Origin of the sequence: Glutamicibacter mishrai, from assembly GCF_012221945.1 — a bacterium.
GTDB lineage: Bacteria > Actinomycetota > Actinomycetes > Actinomycetales > Micrococcaceae > Glutamicibacter > Glutamicibacter mishrai.
Window position 1 is genome coordinate 2405474 of sequence record NZ_CP032549.1, and the last position, 17490, is coordinate 2422963.

Annotated in this window: 12 protein-coding genes; 6 read left to right on the forward strand and 6 right to left on the reverse strand. The window is 59.7% G+C overall.

Annotation, left to right across the window (positions count from 1 at the left end; genetic code table 11):
- Window positions 1-26: 26 nt before the first annotated feature.
- The gene (locus tag D3791_RS11420; RefSeq protein ID WP_172512257.1) at window positions 27-878 is read right to left on the reverse strand and encodes a DNA-3-methyladenine glycosylase family protein; all 852 of its coding nucleotides are present in this window, start codon (window positions 876-878) and stop codon (window positions 27-29) included.
- A gap of 5 nt (window positions 879-883) precedes the next feature.
- Window positions 884-1477, reverse strand: a complete 594-nt coding sequence (locus tag D3791_RS11425) for a DNA-3-methyladenine glycosylase I (protein ID WP_172512258.1) — start codon at window positions 1475-1477, stop codon at window positions 884-886.
- A gap of 317 nt (window positions 1478-1794) precedes the next feature.
- On the opposite strand from D3791_RS11425, the gene D3791_RS11430 reads away from it, so the two are divergent.
- The 5 genes from D3791_RS11430 to D3791_RS11450 all read left to right on the forward strand — a co-directional run bounded on the left by D3791_RS11430 (window position 1795) and on the right by D3791_RS11450 (window position 6925).
- Window positions 1795-2160: an ArsR/SmtB family transcription factor gene (locus D3791_RS11430; RefSeq protein WP_172512259.1), complete on the forward strand. Its 366-nt coding sequence runs from the start codon at window positions 1795-1797 to the stop codon at window positions 2158-2160.
- Window positions 2161-2162: 2 nt separating this feature from the next.
- The gene (locus tag D3791_RS11435) at window positions 2163-3089 is read left to right on the forward strand and encodes a cation diffusion facilitator family transporter (protein ID WP_172512260.1); all 927 of its coding nucleotides are present in this window, start codon (window positions 2163-2165) and stop codon (window positions 3087-3089) included.
- Between the two features lie 142 nt (window positions 3090-3231).
- On the forward strand, window positions 3232-3981 hold the full coding sequence (locus D3791_RS11440) for an ABC transporter ATP-binding protein (protein ID WP_022874801.1): 750 nt from the start codon (window positions 3232-3234) through the stop codon (window positions 3979-3981).
- Between the two features lie 3 nt (window positions 3982-3984).
- Window positions 3985-6480 carry an ABC transporter permease gene (locus D3791_RS11445; RefSeq protein WP_172512261.1) on the forward strand — a complete coding sequence of 832 codons (2496 nt, stop codon included), beginning with the start codon at window positions 3985-3987 and terminating at the stop codon, window positions 6478-6480.
- 100 nt (window positions 6481-6580) lie between these two features.
- The gene (locus D3791_RS11450; RefSeq protein WP_022874803.1) at window positions 6581-6925 is read left to right on the forward strand and encodes a DUF6176 family protein; all 345 of its coding nucleotides are present in this window, start codon (window positions 6581-6583) and stop codon (window positions 6923-6925) included.
- Between the two features lie 72 nt (window positions 6926-6997).
- Here D3791_RS11450 and D3791_RS11455 read toward each other — a convergent pair whose 3' ends face one another.
- The 3 genes from D3791_RS11455 to D3791_RS11465 are packed head-to-tail and all read right to left on the reverse strand — an operon-like array spanning window position 6998 to window position 12471.
- A complete protein-coding gene (locus D3791_RS11455) occupies window positions 6998-10324 on the reverse strand; it encodes an ATP-binding protein (RefSeq protein ID WP_172512262.1) in 3327 nt (1108 codons plus the stop codon).
- Between the two features lie 3 nt (window positions 10325-10327).
- Entirely contained in the window at window positions 10328-11014 is a 687-nt protein-coding gene (locus D3791_RS11460) for a DUF4194 domain-containing protein (protein WP_022874805.1), read from the reverse strand.
- Complete coding sequence (locus tag D3791_RS11465; RefSeq protein ID WP_022874806.1) at window positions 11011-12471, reverse strand: DUF3375 domain-containing protein; 1461 nt, start codon at window positions 12469-12471, stop codon at window positions 11011-11013. Before D3791_RS11465 ends, D3791_RS11460 begins: the two co-directional genes overlap by 4 nt.
- Window positions 12472-12696: 225 nt before the next feature.
- On the opposite strand from D3791_RS11465, the gene D3791_RS11470 reads away from it, so the two are divergent.
- Window positions 12697-13980, forward strand: coding sequence for a polysaccharide deacetylase family protein (locus D3791_RS11470; RefSeq protein WP_172512263.1), 1284 nt, complete (start codon window positions 12697-12699; stop codon window positions 13978-13980).
- On the opposite strand, the gene D3791_RS11475 is transcribed toward D3791_RS11470, so the two are convergent.
- The gene (locus tag D3791_RS11475; RefSeq protein WP_172512264.1) at window positions 13967-17422 is read right to left on the reverse strand and encodes a TM0106 family RecB-like putative nuclease; all 3456 of its coding nucleotides are present in this window, start codon (window positions 17420-17422) and stop codon (window positions 13967-13969) included. The genes D3791_RS11470 and D3791_RS11475 overlap by 14 nt on opposite strands.
- Window positions 17423-17490: the final 68 nt, after the last annotated feature.

Sequence of the window (17490 nt, forward strand, 5' to 3'; positions counted from 1 at the left end):
ATTGCACACCTTGGCAAGTTCCTTTTTCATTTGCCGCGGTTGACGGAGTCATGGGCCCACAGGAGCAAGGTGGCCAGGTATCCCGTACCTACGGGCAGGGACGCACCAGCGCCAGGTGCGATGCCAAGATCCTTGAGAGCCCGTCTGACGACAAGATCGGAATCCAGAAAAATCTTTGGGTCTCGCAGCCCGCGCAGTGCCATATAGTCTCGGGTCCACGGGCCGACCCCGCGCAAAGATAGCAGCTGCCCTAGGAATTCGTCCGGCCGCTGACCAAGTTCTTGCCCGTCATCGAGGTACCACGAGGCGACGGTGTGCAACGTTGCGGCCCGCGACAACGGGCATCGAATGATGGCCTGGATCTCCGCGGGGCTCAGGCTCGCGGTGGCCTCGGCGGTGGGGAAGGCCCGCAGTCCCGACGGGTGCGCGTCACCCAGATGATCAACGTATCGCCCGGCCAATGTCCTCGCGGCAGCCAGCGAGACTTGTTGGCCGATGACCGTAGTTGCGAGCGCTTCGAATAGGTCCGGATAACTGATGAGCCTCAGATGAGGAAATGCCACGGCCAGGATCTTGAATCCTTGCATCTCCGAGAGGGCCTGATAGGCGCCGGATGCGTCCTGCTCAAGCCCGAACCAATGGATGATGACCGTCTGAAGCTGGGGAAGCAACTCCATCGGGGCGTCATGATCCACGGAGATTCCTGATGCATCCAATGTCAGGCGAGTATCAATCAGGTGATCCTCAATGCGCAGAACCCTGTGGACCTCGGCCCTGCCGGAATTGATGTTCTCCTGGGCTGGAAGTGAATGGAGGCTCAGCACGGAGAGCGCATGCGCGATATCCAGCGTTCCCGCCGCTTCCAAACGCAGCCGCATGAGTTCTAGGCCCAGATTCCAGAGCTGTTGCGCCGGTGGGATCCCACCAGATGCGTATCGACCATGCCGATGGCTTCCATAAGCGCGAACATCGTCGTAGGCCCAACAAATTTGAAACCGCGCTTTTTCAAGGCTTTGGCTAGTTCCTTGGATTCAGGGCTCTGAGTGGGGATCTCCGCTATGGTTCGAGGGGTGGGAGTCGCCTCGGGCTTGAAGGACCAGATGAAATTGGCCAACCCTCCCTCTTCACGCATCATGAGCGTAGCTTCCGCATTCGCGATGGTAGCGCGAATCTTCAGCTTGTTGCGCACGATGCCGGGGTTGTCCATGAGGCTGTCAAAGTCGTTCTCCGTGAAGAGAGCGACCTTTTCGGGATCGAAGTTGGCGAAGGCCTGCCTGAAAGCCTCCCGCTTGGACAGGATGATGGCCCACGAAAGCCCGGACTGGAAACATTCCAAGCTCAGCCGCTCGAAGACTCCTGCCTCGGTATTCACCGGCATGCCCCACTCGGAATCGTAGTAGTCGCGGAGCATATCGTTGGTGGCTGCCCATTGCGGTCGGGCGAGGCCATCTTCACCGATAACAAGATCTTCAGTCATGTATCTATCTTCGCATTGAGTGAGGTCAAGGGCATGTACTGAAGAAATGCTTCAGATTTTAGTAAATCTCGAGTGCCGGTTGGATGTCGGAGGCCGTAGCGGCTCGCGGACGTTCAACCGCGAAATTTCGGCCTGTATGACGGAGTTTGAAGTGCTCAATTAGCGGCGCTTCACGTTCAGTATAGGCCGGTTCTATTGCGTAACAATGAGGGTCCTGTGCCAGATGCGAGCGCCCCGGCGAGCCGCCAGAGGCTGAATCGGGCCTTGGTTCGCTACTAGGTCTTCAGATTTCGGGCGCAGTGATCTATCATCGTTATATGGCGATGATAGAGTCCAAAAGCGATGAAGTGCTGGATCGTGAAGGCAAGACGCGGCAAGCTGCCCTCTTCCATGCCCTTGCCGACCCGACGCGGCTGCTGATCCTTGAGCACCTGAAGACCGGGGAGCACAAGGTCAGGGAACTCACCGATCATCTCGGGCTGGCCCAAAGCACCGTCAGCGCCCATCTTGCCTGCCTGCGGGATACCGACCTGGTGACAGTCCGCAGCCAAGGGCGGGCCAGCATCTATTCGCTGGGCCAGGCTGAATATCTGGATCAGCTGCTTTTGTTGGCACAGCAGCTCATTCCAAACCAAACGCATCATTGGCATGAAGCACACACCGGCAACCTGGCGGAGGTGTAATCATGGGCCACGATCATTCCCATGGCCACTCGCACGACCATTCGGACGCGAATCGCGCCCGCTTGGCCTGGGCCTTCGGCATCACCGCTTGCATCCTCGTTGCCGAAATCATCGGAGCCATCGTCACCAGTTCGCTGGCGCTGCTGGTTGATGCCGCACATATGCTGACCGATACGCTCGGGCTGCTGCTCGCCCTGACCGCGGCCAACTTGATTGCACGCAAACCTACGACAAAACGCACATGGGGTTTTCGGCGCGCTGAAGTGCTCTCTGCCACCGTGCAGTCAGCACTGCTCTTGGCCGTGGGGATATATGCGGCCGTTGACGCCGTCCGCAGGCTCTTCGCTCCGGCGGATATCCACCCCACGGGGCTCCTGGTCTTCGGTGTTGTTGGCCTCTTCGGAAATGTCATTTCCATGTGGATCATCTCCGCGGGGCGCAAGAACAACCTCAACATGCGTGCCGCATTCCTTGAAGTCGTCAACGACGCCCTGGGGTCTGTCGCCGTGATCATTGCAGCCATCGTCATCGCGACTACCGGGTGGATGCGCGCAGACTCGATCGCAGCCCTGGTGATTAGCGCGCTGATTGTGCCACGCGCCATGAGGCTGTTGAGCGAAACCACCCACATCCTGCTGGAATCCACGCCGCGGGGCTTGGACCTCAATGCGGTACGCGAACATCTTGAGAACCAGCCCGGGGTTATCGCAGTGCATGATCTGCATGCCAGCCAGATCGCCTCCAACCTTCCGGTGCTCACCGCCCACGTGGTCGTCGAAGACTCCATGTTCTCCGCAGGAGTCGCCGGCGACCTGTTGAAGAACCTGCAAAATTGCGTGGCTGACCACTTCACGATCAGCATTGAACATTCGACTTTCCAGATCGAGCCATCATCGCACCAAAGCACTGAGCATCAGCACGGGTGCTAGCTTTCGGATCAATAAATCCGCGCCGGATCACCTGTGACTTGGTTTTGCCCCAACTGGGTCATACCTGAGTATGAGCGCTCGGTAAACAAGACAAGCCTGTTGGTGGATGCCCCTCTGGCTAGGAAGTTTATATTCTTTTGGTATGACTTCTGAAACCCTGCCAAAAACTGATTATGCGGTCGCCGCTCGCGGGCTGACCAAAACCTACGGACATGACACCACCCGAGTTGAAGCGCTGCGCGGCGTCGACGTTGCCTTCGCCCGCTCGCGTTTCACCGCCATCATGGGCCCTTCCGGATCCGGCAAGTCGACCCTGATGCACTGCCTGGCCGGGTTGGACTCAGCCGACGGCGGAGAAATCATCATCGGCGGCAAGAACCTGCTATCGCTTAGCGACGATCAGCTCACCGAAATGCGCCGCGAACAGATCGGCTTCGTGTTCCAGTCCTTCAATCTGGTGCCCACCATCAACGCGCAAGAGAACATCCTGCTGCCGCTGTCCCTTGCCGGCAAGAAGCACGATAAAGCCTGGTTCGACACCGTGATCAACGCCTTGGGCCTGCGCGATCGCCTCACCCACAAGCCGCATGAGCTCTCCGGCGGCCAGCAACAGCGAGTAGCTGTCGCCCGAGCGCTGCTCACCCGTCCCGAGGTGGTTTTCGGCGACGAGCCAACGGGCAACCTGGATTCCCGCACCGGTGCAGAGGTGCTGTCGCTGATGCGCACCTCGACCCGTGAGATGGGGCAGACCATCATCATGGTGACCCACGATCCTGTCGCCGCGTCCTACGCTGACACCGTCCTGCTCATGAAGGACGGCGCCATCGTGGGAACCATCGAGGAGCCAAGCGTGGCTACCGTGTCCGAGGCGCTTGCCTCTTTGGCGGAGTAAGCGATGCTGCACGTAGCACTTTCCAATATCAAGACCTATGCGCGACGCTATATCGCCGTCGTGCTCGCAGTTGCCATCGGCACCGCGTTCCTGGCGGCAACACTGGCAGTGAACTCATCAACTCAGGCGACCTTGAAGAATTCCTTGGGGGACTCCTACAAGAACGCCGATTTGGTCGCCTACTGGGATCCAAGCCCGAGCGCCGACCCGGACGAGTCGACGGAGCTGACCACCAAGGAAATCAACGGCGTTCGCGAGCTGCCCGGAGTATCCACCGCCTATGGCTTGGGCTTTGCCTACGGCCAGCTGCATACCGCGGATAACGGCTACACCGTTCAGATCCAGCCGGTCGACCCGAACCAGGGACTAGGCGGCATGGAGCTGCTCGAAGGCCGGGCTCCACTGGCCAATAACGAGATGACCATCGATGATTCGCATGCCGAAGACATGGGCATTTCCATTGGCGATGTTGTCGCACTGAGCGATGACCAGGGGAAGACCCAAAACATCAAGGTTGTCGGCATCCAGCGATCCTCAACCAACCCGCAGACCTCCGCCTATGCGCTGGCCGGGATGAGCGAAAAGGCCTGGAACCATTTCGCTGGCGACGGCGCGGTCTTCCGCGATGTGGTCATCAACGCCGACGGGTCCATCGACGCCGTGCGCCAAGAGCTGCAGGACTACTTCGCAGACCAGAAGAAGAAGGACATCGCAGTTGTCTCGGCAGATCAAAAGGTCATCGACGAAGTAGCGCAATTGACCGGCGGCACCGACCAGCTCAGCGTCATCCTCGTGATCTTCGCCTTGATCGCGCTGGTCGTCACCGGCCTGGTCGTGGTCAATACCTTCTCTGTAGTGATCGCACAGCGCACCCGTGAATTGGCGCTGCTGCGTACCTTGGGCGCCAAGCGCAAGCAGATCCGCAGCTCGGTGCTGATTGAGGCCCTGGTCATCGGCATCGTCGCATCGGTCATTGGCGTCCTGCTGGCCATCGCGTTGATGGCAGGCCTGATCCAGCTCTTGCATACGCTGGTTCCTGCCATGTCCTACGCAACATTGGCGATGACTCCGATTGGCCTGGCCATTCCGATTGTTGTTGGCATCCTGATGACCATTGTCGCCGCGAGCCTGCCTGCTCGTCGCGCCATGAAGCTGGCGCCATTGGCTGCCCTTCGCCCCTTTGACTCAGCCAGCGTCAAGAACCGCGCAGGCATTGTCCGCATCGTCTTCGGCACGATCCTTGCATTGATCGGCGTTGCCTTGCTGGTCTTCGGAGCGATCAAGGGCAACCTGATTGTCGCCTTCCTCGGCGGCTTGGTCTCCTTCCCGGGCATCTTGATGCTCGCCTCGCTCTTCGTACCGAGCAGCGTGGCAGGCATCGGCAAGGCAATTGCCGGCAAGTCCACGTCCCGACGCCTGGCCGCGCTGAACGCGGTCCGCAACCCAGGGCGAACCACTGCCACCGCGACCGCGCTGCTGATCGGCGTGACCCTGGTTTCGATGATCATGGTCGGCGGGCAAACCGCCAAAGCCAGCCTGAACAATTCGGTAGCAGCCGAATATCCAGTGGACATGATGGTGTCCTTCTACGATGGCGCGACCAACCAAGCCAAGGCTGAGAAGCTGGCCAAGCAGATCGACGATGTTGATGGCGTGAGCGCAACTTCGATCTTCACCAGCGCCTATGCTGACATGGAACTGTCCAAGGGTGAACTGGTCAATATGCAGCTGCTCGCCGTTGACCCGGATCAATACGCCAAGACCGTACTGGACCAGAAGGTTGTTCCGAAGGATGGCGAACTGATCTTGTCGCAGTGGGAGACTGACCAGAAGACCATTGAGGTGGCCGGCACATCGCTCAAGGTCAAGGAATCCGGGGCGTTGCTCTCGGGAAATCTGATCACGAACGAGACGTTCAAGTCGCTGGGTATCAAGGATCCGGATTCCTACACGGGCATCATCGTCAAGGTCGATTCCGCTGTCGCTGGCTCGCAGATCAATGACCTGGTGACCCAGATTTCGGATATCACCGGTGTTGAATCTTCGATGATCGACGGAGGCGTGGTCATGAAGTCGATGTTCACCCAGATCATCGACGTGCTGTTGACCATCGTCTCGGCGCTGCTGGCCGTCGCCGTGCTCATCGCGTTGATCGGCGTAGCCAATACGCTCAGCCTCTCGGTGCTTGAACGCACCCGTGAGAACTCGCTGCTGCGGGCGCTGGGGCTGAAGAAGAAGCAGCTGCGAAGCATGCTGGCTACCGAAGCAGTGCTGATCGGCGGTGTCGCGGCATTGCTCGGCATGATCCTGGGTGTCGCCTACGGCCTGCTCGGTGCGCAGTCGGCACTGGCATCCATGGGAACCCTGACCTACTCCATCCCGTGGTGGCAGCTGGCTGCTGTCCTGGCCATCAGCGTGATTGCTGCACTGCTGGCTTCCATCACGCCAGGCCGGCGGGCTGCCAAGCTTTCACCAGTGGAAGGCTTGGCCACCGAGTAGACGCGTCATAGGCGCTGAAGGGCGGGCCCGGAGAACAGCACATCTGTTCTCCGGGACCGCCCTTTTGCAACATCCGGCAAGCGGGATCAAGACTTAACCCATGAATATAGAACTCACCCGGTTTCGCGTGCTCCCTGGCAAGACCGAAAAGGTTAATGAATGGATGGATTTACTGAATTCGAATATGCCAGCCGTACTTGAAACCCTGGAACAAGAAAAGATGTACGTCGAGACGATCTTTAGCGAAAGCATCGACGGAGTCGAGTATTTGTATTGGTACAGCATCCAGGGTGAAAACGGTGCAATGGTTCAGGACTCGAATCACGAGATCGACAAAGCGCACATGGAGTTTTGGAAGGAATGCATCGACCCTGAATTCGTTCCGCAAGAACTGATGCCACGTGTGAACATGATCCCTGAACACATTCAAGCCCTCATGAAGTAGCCACCACGCCATGAAGCAAAAGGTCCGGTTCCCTGCCGAGGGAACCGGACCTTTATCCGTGCGAAACGCGTTCTAGCTGCGTAGCGTGATGGTGGTGGCCATGGCCGGAGAGCGGCCGGTGGTCACGAAGCCCGAGATATTCGATCCCGGATGTTTGATGATGTCCGTAATGGAACCCAGATGGCGGCTCAGATCGATCTTGTCCTCGGGAGCGGCCAGCACCAGGTGGAAGCCGAATTCCTGCAAGGCACGTATGCCGGCAGCTGCATATTCGGAGTTGGCCTGGATGAAGGCTTCATCGATCATCACGGTACCGAAGGACGTGAATCCGGCAGAAGCGAAGCCCAGCTGGTAGGCCAGAGCAGCACCCATGATGAAGGAGGTAAAGCGCTGCCCCTCGCCACCCGAGAGGGTTCCAGGCTCCAAACCGGTTTCGATCTCACCGTTGGTCTTGTGCTCATTGCAGCTGATGACCACGTGCTGGCGAACATCCAGCACGGTGGAGCGCCAGGCGTTCAACGCCGGATCACTCAATGCCGTCACCAGGGATTCCAGCGCCTGGTAGGAGGTCGCCAAGGTGGTTTCATCCTTGGTCGTGTAGGCCTCCTGCAGGGCATCCTTCAATTCCTTGCGGAAGTTTCCGGCCTCGACCGGAATCGCGTTCTCGACCTCCAGACGCAGGATGGATCCATGCTCGAAGGTCACCTCGGCCAGGATCTGGTTCAGCGGCTTGATGCGTTCGGAGATCATGCGGCGTTCTTCATCCAGCAGCTGCAGCAGGTCGCTGAAGCGCTCATAGGAGCGGTTGGCGAAATATTCGCGGAACTGCGCTTCATGATGAGGCAAGCCGTCGGCGACAATCTGGTCGTGCAGCTGCGTGTAGTGCTCGGCAGCCTCGGCAGAAGTGCCGTGGGTCTGGGCATGCGAGGTGCCGAAATCCCGGGCAAAACGGCGGAAGGTTTCACTGAGCTGGCTGCCGATTTCTTGGCGCTTGCTGCTCAGCGAGTTCATCTGGCTGCCCAATTGCAGCTTGACCTCGGCGAAAGCCTCGCTGATCTGCTCGCTGGCAGGGCAGTTGCCGGAAACGACCTGATCCAGGACCGGGCCCAAGAGCTGATGCTGGCGCAGGGACAGCGGAATCGCCTGCTCCCAGTCCTTTCTCGGCTCCTGCGCTGTGGCGAGGACCTGCTCGGCGCGCTGGATCTGCAGCTGCAGATCCTGTATGCGGGAGCGAACCAGCGCCAAATCGCCGACCAGCTTTTCGGCTTCGGCCTTGGCGGATTCGATCTGCTGGCGAACCCGCGAGGAATCGCCGGAGAGCGAGAGGGCATCGCCGAGTTTCTGCTCGCCGCGGCGAAGAGCCTCCAACGCCGGCGAAGAATCCAACTGGCTGAAGCTGCGCTCGTCAGCGATGATCGCCTTGAGCAGCTGCGACTTGGCGACCACCTTGTTCTTGGCGGCGCTGCGCTCATCGGCTGAAGTCTGGGCTTCGGTGATCTTCTCTTCCAAGCGGGCGGCCTTGGACTGCAGCTCGGAGATTTTTGATTCGTTGGTGAAGCCGAGCAGGTACTCGGAAGCAGGAAGCCCGCGGGTATCGCGCTCAAAGGTGCCATTGCCGGTCTTCATCGTGCCCGCCGGGGTGATGGCCTTGGGATGCACGTGCATGGCTGCATCGTTCTCGACGCAGACAAGCGGGTAGTCGGCGGTGATCTTGGCCTTGAGCCAGGCGCCGGCCTCGCCGGGAGCGAAGTCGAGTTTGGTCACCAGATCGGCTGGCCCGGCTTCGGCATCCTTGGGCTGCTGTGAAATATCGGTCCACCGCACTCGCCCCAGGCCATCGAGCTGGTCAATAGCGTGGGTCACCTGGCCGAGCAGGTCGCCCGGAATCAGCAGGGTGCGGGCCAGGGAATGCAGGGCTTTCTCGGCCGCCAAGCGCCAGGTCGAGGCATCGGCCGCAACATCCATCAGCTCGCCGGCGAACGGAAGCTGTTCCTCGCTCAGAGAGCAGGCCGAGGCAATGGCACGGCGAGCCGCGATGGAGCGGTCGTCGATGTTGCTGGCGCGACGCTGGTAGGAGCGGATCTGTTCAGCCAGAGTCTCGGCCCGCTTGCGCAAGTTCACCAGCGAGGCCATGGCTTCATATTCCACGGTCTGCGCATCACGGGTGATCGAGGCCAGCTGCTGCAAGGTGCGCGCTGCATTCGCGCGCAACTCGTCCAATCCGGTGGCGGAGAATTCGAAGTTCAACCCCGCGTCCGATGCCTGCTGCTGCAGGGCGCGAATGGTGTTTTCCTTCTCGCTCAGCGCTTTGCGGGCAACATCGGCTTCGCGTTCCAGAAGCATCAGCGAGGCAGAACCAGCCGAATCGTGGGCGGCTTCCAAGGACTGCAACTGGTCATCGAGCTGCTCCTTGCGGGAGCGAAGCTCTTGTTCTTCCGCCTGCAAGGTCGACAGTTCGCTGTGATGGGAGGCTAGATCATTGCGCAGGACCAGCTGGCGGACCTGGGACTCCAGCTCCTGGACGTCGCTATCGAGCAGCTGGCGGGTCTCGGTGATCTGCTGTTCCAGCTGCCGGTAGTCCTGGTCCTGCTGCGGAACATCGGCCAGCGCATCACGCTGGGCGCGAGCGGTATCCAGCTGGCGGTAGATGCCGCGAAGGTGGGCGAAGTCCTCGACTGCCGCGGCTGCGGCCTTAAGCGTTGCCGGTTCTTCGAGCACTTCGTGGCGGAAGAACTGGTTGACGCCCTTGGCCAGTCCCTTGCCGTTTTGCAAGGTGCGCAGCAGGGCAAAGGCCTTGTCGCTTTCAACCCCGAGGCGACGGCGCAGGCGCTCGATAAATGCCTTGTGGGTGTCGAAGGCCTCGGTGGGAGCCAGCGCCTTGGAGAGCGAGGATACGGTGAAGCGGCGCGGGCCATGGTGTTCCAGCTCCGCGATATCGACCTTGCCTTCGCACAACAGGTAGTGCTTGGAGACCTGGCCTTCCAAGCCGGCGTCGGGCAGATCGAACACCGCGCCGGCGGTGACGGTATTGCCCATGCCGTCGTCGTAGCTCAGGATGATGGCGCTCCAGGTTGCCCCGGGACGCTGGTAGACGGTGCCTTCGGCGGTCTTGAACTGGCGGCCGCGCATGTAGGAGAAGGTGGTGCGCCGATCTTCGCGGGTGGCGGCGTCATTGGCTGATTCATTCAGCCGCGGCGTCGCAAAGAACACGTGGCCCATGGCGTCAAACAGCGTCGACTTGCCCACGCCGGGATGGCCGGTGACCAGGGTTCCGGCACGGTCGACGGCCAGGTCATGAAGTCCGTGGAAGGTGCCCCAATTAACGATCTGCACCCGGCTGAGGCGATGCTGGCCGGGGTTGATGGCGCCGCCCAGCGGAAGAGTCATTTCAATGCTCATCGGTTACTCCTGCACCAACTCGGGGGTCTGTTCAGCCAGTTCGTCGTTCTCGTCAGCTGTTAGGTTGAAGGCCGGCTCATTGGCATCGATGGCTGCGATATAACGCGGGATGTCCTGGATATTGCCCAGAGGCAAGGCCATCGCCAACGCAGGGGAGATGCGGAACTCGTTCTCCAACTCGGTGCCGGTCAACAGCCTCAAGGACTGCAGGCGGGCAATGGCAGCATCGCAGGATTCGGCGAAGCGCTTGTCATCGCGGTCGCTGGCCTGGCGGTGCTCGGCCAGGATCTCGTGCATCGTGGACCGGGAAGCCACGGCATCGGCTCCGCTGCCGGACTGCTGTTCCAGCAGCAGGCGCAAGCGCAGCGCCAGCAGCGTTTCATCGCGCTTCAACGGGCGTCGCGGGGCAATCGGTGCGGTATGGACCTGCTCGATTTGTACCGGGGCCAGCATCGCGATCTTGCGATCCATATCCAAGGTCAATGACAGGAAGATCTCCGAGAAGTAATCGGTGATCGTCTGCTGCTGATCCAGCAACAGCTGCCAGGCTGCGGCATCGATCGAGCCGTCGAGGTAAGGGCCGCGCAAGAGGCGAACCAGCAGCTGGCGCAGCGGCAGGGAGTACTTTCCGGTATCACCTTCGAACAACGGTTCGGCGATCGGTGCGGCGTAGGCATCGCTCGTGGTCATAGCGGCTCCTTCGTGAAGCTTAAAGCGGGCAGGATAGCGGTTCTCATCGAACCATCAAGTTGCTGGAATTCAATGTTGACCAGGTCAGCCTCGTTGAGCGACTCGCCATTGGTGCGGCCGATCTCCACGAGGGCGCGAATGGTATTCAAATGCCGATGCTCATCATCCAAGGCAGCGAATACTTCATCCATGCGCACCGCCGAGCCTTGCGAGCCATCCAGATGCCGGGTAATCGATGCGCGCAGCAAGGCCATATCGGCCTGGGGAGTCGCCGGGTTGCGGACGATGTCGGCTTCGCTGAATTCCGGGGCCTGGGCCAACGGCGGAGGCGCGACGTGTTCGGAAGGATCGTAAATGCCCAATCCCGAGAGCGTCATCAGCTGCGGGGTGTACAGGTCCATCGGGGCCAGGCCGCTGCGCGGTTTCAACGCAGTTGACTTGCTGATTGCCAGCTCCGCCTCGCGGACCGCCTGGCGCAGAAGCTCAGCTTGCTTGTAATCCTCGGATTGCACAAAGGCATGCAAGGACTCGGACAGCTTGCCGTAGGACGCGTGCACCTCGGCGGCCTGCCGGCGCAATTCCCGCAGCAGGTTCGTGAGGATCTGGCGTTCTGTGGTCTCCAAGTCGTCAACAAAATCGCGCTCGAGGACTTCAGCCAGCGCCGAGCGGAATCGCTGCTGGGCATCGGGGGAGTTGAGGAATTCGGTGAACCCGCTGAAGGTTTCGCCTTCGGCCGTCGAACGCAGCTGGCGATCGGCTTCGAGCACCTGGCCCACCGCGACGCCCTTGGCTGTGGAAGCATCGAGGATGCCTTCACGAAGCGAGTGCAACATGTCCTGGACGCCATCGCGCATGCGGCGGAAGTCCGCCGGGAGGCTTGAAGCAAGGTCCAGCAGCGAACGCGTGGCCGACAGGGCTGTGGTCCGCGACAACACTGCAGGATCATCCCCGCTGCGCAGCTGTTCAATCTGCGCTTGGCGTTGGGCGATCTGGGATTCCAAGGCGCGGATTCGGGCCTCGGGATCGGGGTCCGTCTCGTGGACCAAGGATTCCAGCGAGGAAAGCAGGGTATTGAGGCGCGAGGAGTTCAGGTGCGAATCATCGGTGGAAAAATCTGCGAGGAATCGAAGCGCGCGCAGGGTCTGGGCGCTGGGTTCGTAGACGAAGCGCCCATCGATCAGCGGACGGGCCAGAATCCCTTGCTTGACCCAGGCTTCGGCAAAATCCTGGGCGGAATACGACTGCGGGATCTGCTCGTCGCTTTTCCGGGCCTGCTTCAAAAACGAATCCAGCGACGCATGGAAGAGCTCCAACGCTACGCGGGAGCGATCTGCGGTGAATTCTGCTCTGATGAAGGCAACCGCCCAAGGTTGGGCCGTCAAAAGACGATATGCTGCCGAGCCTTTGAACTGCTGAGCCTGAAGCCACAAACTATTCGCGCGGTGCGAGGGCTGCATGTACTTCCTTGATCTTTAGGACGCCTAACTAATCAATTCTAAATCATCGGGCTTAACAGTAAATGTGAATCCATCGCGTCTGGGCCTGAATCTGGAGGATTGCCGACGAAACAGCATCCGGGGGTGTTGCCAAAACCTCATCCTGTGTAGGGTCGAATTAGATGGATGACAACTTGTTTTCTGTCCAAGCATGGCAAAAGCCAAAATGCGCGGAGGTGGGGATCAATGAAGTCTTTACGACTAGCGATATCCGTCGGCCTGGTCATGGCAATGGCTGCCTGCAGCGGCCAATCGACCACCGAAACCCCGGATTCCCAGTCCGCTGCCCCTGAACAGCCCCAACAAGAACAAGACCGGGTCAAAAGCGTGAAGGCCGAGATCAACCGGCTCGCCGACGGCTATGACTATGACGCCGCAATCAAGCTGGCCAAAGAGGACAAGGAACTGTCCTCCATGACCGCCGGGCTGGAAGACGAAAAGAAGCAGACGAAAGCGTGGGAGCGGCCCGATCAGATTCCGCACCTGTTTTTCCATTCGCTCATTGTGGATACCGACCGCGCCTTTGACAAGGACAATAGCTCCGCTGGGTACGAGGACTACATGGTGACGCAAAAGGAGTTCTCGGCGATTCTTTCATCGCTCTACGCCAAGGACTACGTACTGGTTAATCCGCAGGATTTCGCCGGGCTGAATAAGGCGAAAAAGATGGAATACCGAAAGATCATGCTCCCCAAAGGCAAGAAGCCGCTGGTCTTATCGGTGGATGATCTCAGCTACTACGAATATATGGAAGGCGATGGGTTCGCCAGCAAGCTGGTGCTCGACGAGCACGGACAAGTCCGCAATGAATATGTTGATGCCGAAGGCAAGAAGCACATCGGCGCCTATGACGTGACCACGATGGTTGATGATTTCATCAAGGAGCACCCCGATTTCAGCTATCGCGATGCTCGGGGCCTGGTTGCCATGACCGGGTATAACGGCGAGTTCGGCTACCGCACCTCGCAGAGCCAGTATCCAAATAACAAGAACCTGGAACAGGATCAGAAACAAGCCACCGCAATCGCGAAGGCCATGAAGGAAACCGGGTGGGTCTTCGCGTCGCATTCATGGGGCCACATCCAAGCTGGCACCGTGAGCATGGGGCGCCTGCAACGCGATTCCAAGCTTTGGAAAGAAGAAGTTGAACCAATCGTGGGCTCAACGGACCAATTCATTTACCCGTTTGGCTCTGACATAGCGCATACCGGAGCGTACGCGGGGCCGCGGTACGAGTACCTGAACAAGCAGGGCTTCAGATACTTCTACGGTGTGGATGGCACTACCGAATCTTGGATGCAGCAGGGCCAGGACTACCAGCGCCAAATGCGCATCAACGTTGACGGACTGCAGTTCGCCAAGGAGGAAAAAGGCGACCGTCCGGTACTGGGCGCATTCTTCGACGTGGAAAAGGTCATCGACCCGGCCAGGAAAATGACCGAGTCGAAATCCCCATCTACAAAGCCATAAAGGCGCCCAGCTGCGACAACGCCAAAGGTGAAGAAGGCAGATAGTCAGTGAGCCTCTCGCTGCGCACGATAATCGCCTTCCACTGGCCTCTGGAAATCGCAACGTTGATCCGGTTCCGGTTCAAGAGGAATTCAATGCCGCGCGAAGCGTCATCTGCGCTGGAGCAGGCCATCGTCATGAGCACGACGGGCGCTTCCTGGCCTTGGAACTTATCGACCGTGCCAACCTTGGCGGCTTCCAGGCCTTCTGCGGCCAGGACATCGCGCACCAGATTAACTTGGGCGTTATAGGCGGCAACAACCAAGATGTCGGCCGGTTCCAAGGCTCGTTGCGGCTTGCCGGGCCCTGGGCTCCACATCAGTCCCAGATGCTCGCGAACCAGCTGGGCAATCGCGCGGGCCTCTTCAACCGAGCTGACGGTATTGCCCCGGTGCTCGACCAGCGCAGTGCTCACTCCCGCTGGCGTGCCTTCCAATGACCTCTGGCCTGCGGCCGGGGCTGAGAACAGCTGGTGGTCGTAGCTCAAGGCCGAGACCTTGGCACACAACTCGGGGTGCATGCGCCAAGATGCCGCAAGGAAGTAGCCCAGTTCCGATGGCAGCACGGGTTCCCCTGCAGAGAGCCAGCCCAATGCGGACTCGTCGACTGGCTGCGGGTGGGATCCCTGGGTTACTTGGGGAAGCTGCTGCGGGTCGCCAAGCAGCAGAAGATTTCGGGCAGCCCGGGAGACGGCCAGGGTATTGGCCAGCGAGAACTGCCCCGCCTCGTCGATGACCAGCAAATCAAGGCTTCCTGCAGGGACTTTGGAACCGGTGAGGGTCCACGCCGTGCCGCCGATGAGCGCTCCGTCGGCCGAAGCCAAAACCTCGGTGATGGAGTCTTTAGAGGTTCCGGACCATGGCACCGGGTCCTTGTGCTTGACCTCTTTGGCGACGAGTTCGGGATCTACCCCTGCGTCGATTGCCTTGCGGAGAACATTTTCGACGACTGCATGGGATTGCGCGACAACGCCGATTTTCCAACCGCCATTGATCAGTTCACGGATCACGTGGGAAGCAACGAAAGTCTTTCCGGTGCCGGGAGGACCCTGGACAGCAAGATACGAGTGGTCAAGGTCCTTCAACGTCTCGACAACTGCTTGATAGACCTGAGACTGGCCATCGAGAACAACCGGCTGGGCCGGGGCGGAAAGCGTCTTGAGCCGCGGGGAGATGCGGCGCAAGATATCGATTCCAGGCTGTTGTGGCAGCACGGGAACCGTTGACCCGACTTTTTGCGCGATTTCCGACAAGGCATCGTCGATGCTCTTGGTCATCAAGGGCTTGTCCGGGGTGAGCGCCATGGGAACCGAACCGTAGGGAGGGATCTTGGCGCTGGACTTCTCAGCAATGATGATCCACCCTTCGCCGACTTCCACGACCGTGGCATTAAATGCTCCGCCGCGCAGGGATTCGTCGACTTCCATGCCTTCGGGCAGCGGGGAGTTGAACATGGCGAAAACCGATGAGCCGGGGGAGAGCAGCGAGCCTTCGGCCAAGGTGCCATTGAGCTTGGTCAGCCGTGTGAAGGTTCGTGCTCGTTCGGTGGGCTTGTGCCAATCTTCGAGGATTTCGGCGCTGTCGACCGAGAATACGCCTCGGACGTCGCTCCAATCATCAACGGGTGCCGAGAGACGGTCGAAGTGCTCCCACCAGAACTGTTTTTTCTCTCGGCGGTTGTAGCCGGTGGCCGCGGCCACCATGGCGATGGCGCGATCGTCATCGCTGAGGGGCTGTCCGGACGGAAGATTTGCCAAGTAATCCTGCAGTCGCAGTTCTTCTGGGGTTGGCTCGTATTCTTCTTTGGCTTCTTCCTGCAATGGCATGGCAGGAAGGCTCTGCGGCTGGTGGTCTTCCAGCGTCAGCAGCCAGTCGCGCAAACGCAGCGTGGAGAGGCAGTCGTATTCGTTGTAGTCGGCAATCGAGGCTAGTACTTCGCTGGCTGTGGCATCATCGTTGGCATCGCGCGCCTGCATGTAGTGGGCGTAGGCCACTACCGAGGCGCCGGCATCGGTCACGTCACCGCCCCTCAGATGCTGCCCCATGTACAGCGGTTCAAGTTTCTTGATCGAGTAGGAACGGGTGGAGACCACTAATGAATTGCGCACCGTTTCATAGAGATCCACCAGCAGGTTTTCCCGCAGCCAGGTATCAACTTCTTCTTCTCCGGCAATGTGCACCTGCGACAGCTTGCGCAGGGCGCTCTTTTCGTAGGCGGCGTAGTGGTAGATCTTCATGTTCGGGAATTGCTGGCGCCGTTGCTGAACGTAGCTGATGAAGTCGAGGAATGCTTGGCGTTCTTCTGCACGGCTATGTGCCCAGAAGGGCTTGAACACCGGCCGTCCGGTGTCGTTTTCAATGACGCCGAAAAGGTATTCCAGGCCCCAGGAACCGTCGGTGCGTTCTTGGTAGAGCGGGTCACCCTCAAAGTCGAAGAAGATATCGCCTGGGTCTGGTGCCGGAAGCTGCGAAATGGTTTGGCTGGATTTGACCCGGAAGCTCACACCTTGGACTTCACCGTCAACGCGCCCTAGCCCCAGCTGCATTTGCGCCTGGTCGACCATTCGAGCCAATGATGTTCCAGCCGGTGCTTCCAGAGCAGCCAGTTGCTCGATGGTGAAGACCTTGCGTTTGCGCAGCTTCTCACGTTGCACCATGGACATGCCGGCGACGAGCAGGACATCGCGGGTTGCCTGGACTTGCTCGGCGCAGTAATCGCAACGGCCGCAGATGCGCAGCTGGTCCGAGTCCCAAGCGACCGGCTGCGAGGATTCGCGATGATTCTGGATCATCGACAAGAAGCGAGCACGCTGTGCACGGAAGACAGGAAGCACCTCGTCGACGCGATGGACCGAATGTGTGCCATCACCGAGGACGAGCGTGGTCTTGCTGGATACCTTGATGCCTTCAGCCATCATCTGATCCGCATATGCGGCGACCTGGAGCAGGGCGCTGACGCGCGCGTGGCGGGCCAACTTCGTATCCCAGACGGCCCATGAACCATCGGGCTGGCGAACCAGGAAATCAGCGAATCCAATGAACGAACCGTCAAAGAACGTGGCTTGGAATATGACATCCGCACCGCTGCGCAAGACATGCATGGTTTGCTCGTGAGCATGGCGGAGTCCCTCGGGCGTCATGGTGGGACGGTCGTGGAACTGCTTGACGCCCTTGCCGGTGGCAGGGTCATACTCGCCGTAGGTCTCGATCAGCTGATCCAAGACGTTGTGTTCGTGAACGTCGCCGAGAATGGCGGTGCGCTCGAGCATTTCGTCGCGTGTGTTGTCAGCAGCAGGACGGCGGCCGAGCTTGACGTCTAGGAGAAATAGAGACTGGAAATTGCAGTCGACGGACACGGCGAGGTCGCTGGCTGAGAAGATGAACTGATCCTCTAAAAAGAACACGGGGCCGGCGCCTTTCGCTGACTGATATCTACCTAGTCAACGTAGCACCGGACCCCGACAGAATCATT

Excerpts from the sequence above, each read along its gene's own strand:
- D3791_RS11465 (WP_022874806.1), bottom strand. The coding sequence starts at position 12,471 with ATGCAGCCCTCGCACCGCGCGAATAGTTTGTGGCTTCAGGCTCAGCAG.
- D3791_RS11450 (WP_022874803.1), top strand. The coding sequence starts at position 6,581 with ATGAATATAGAACTCACCCGGTTTCGCGTGCTCCCTGGCAAGACCGAA.
- D3791_RS11440 (WP_022874801.1), top strand. The coding sequence starts at position 3,232 with ATGACTTCTGAAACCCTGCCAAAAACTGATTATGCGGTCGCCGCTCGC.
- D3791_RS11470 (WP_172512263.1), top strand. The coding sequence starts at position 12,697 with ATGAAGTCTTTACGACTAGCGATATCCGTCGGCCTGGTCATGGCAATG.
- D3791_RS11430 (WP_172512259.1), top strand. The coding sequence starts at position 1,795 with ATGGCGATGATAGAGTCCAAAAGCGATGAAGTGCTGGATCGTGAAGGC.
- D3791_RS11420 (WP_172512257.1), bottom strand. The coding sequence starts at position 878 with ATGCGGCTGCGTTTGGAAGCGGCGGGAACGCTGGATATCGCGCATGCG.
- D3791_RS11455 (WP_172512262.1), bottom strand. The coding sequence starts at position 10,324 with ATGAGCATTGAAATGACTCTTCCGCTGGGCGGCGCCATCAACCCCGGC.
- D3791_RS11445 (WP_172512261.1), top strand. The coding sequence starts at position 3,985 with ATGCTGCACGTAGCACTTTCCAATATCAAGACCTATGCGCGACGCTAT.
- D3791_RS11460 (WP_022874805.1), bottom strand. The coding sequence starts at position 11,014 with ATGACCACGAGCGATGCCTACGCCGCACCGATCGCCGAACCGTTGTTC.
- D3791_RS11425 (WP_172512258.1), bottom strand. The coding sequence starts at position 1,477 with ATGACTGAAGATCTTGTTATCGGTGAAGATGGCCTCGCCCGACCGCAA.
- D3791_RS11435 (WP_172512260.1), top strand. The coding sequence starts at position 2,163 with ATGGGCCACGATCATTCCCATGGCCACTCGCACGACCATTCGGACGCG.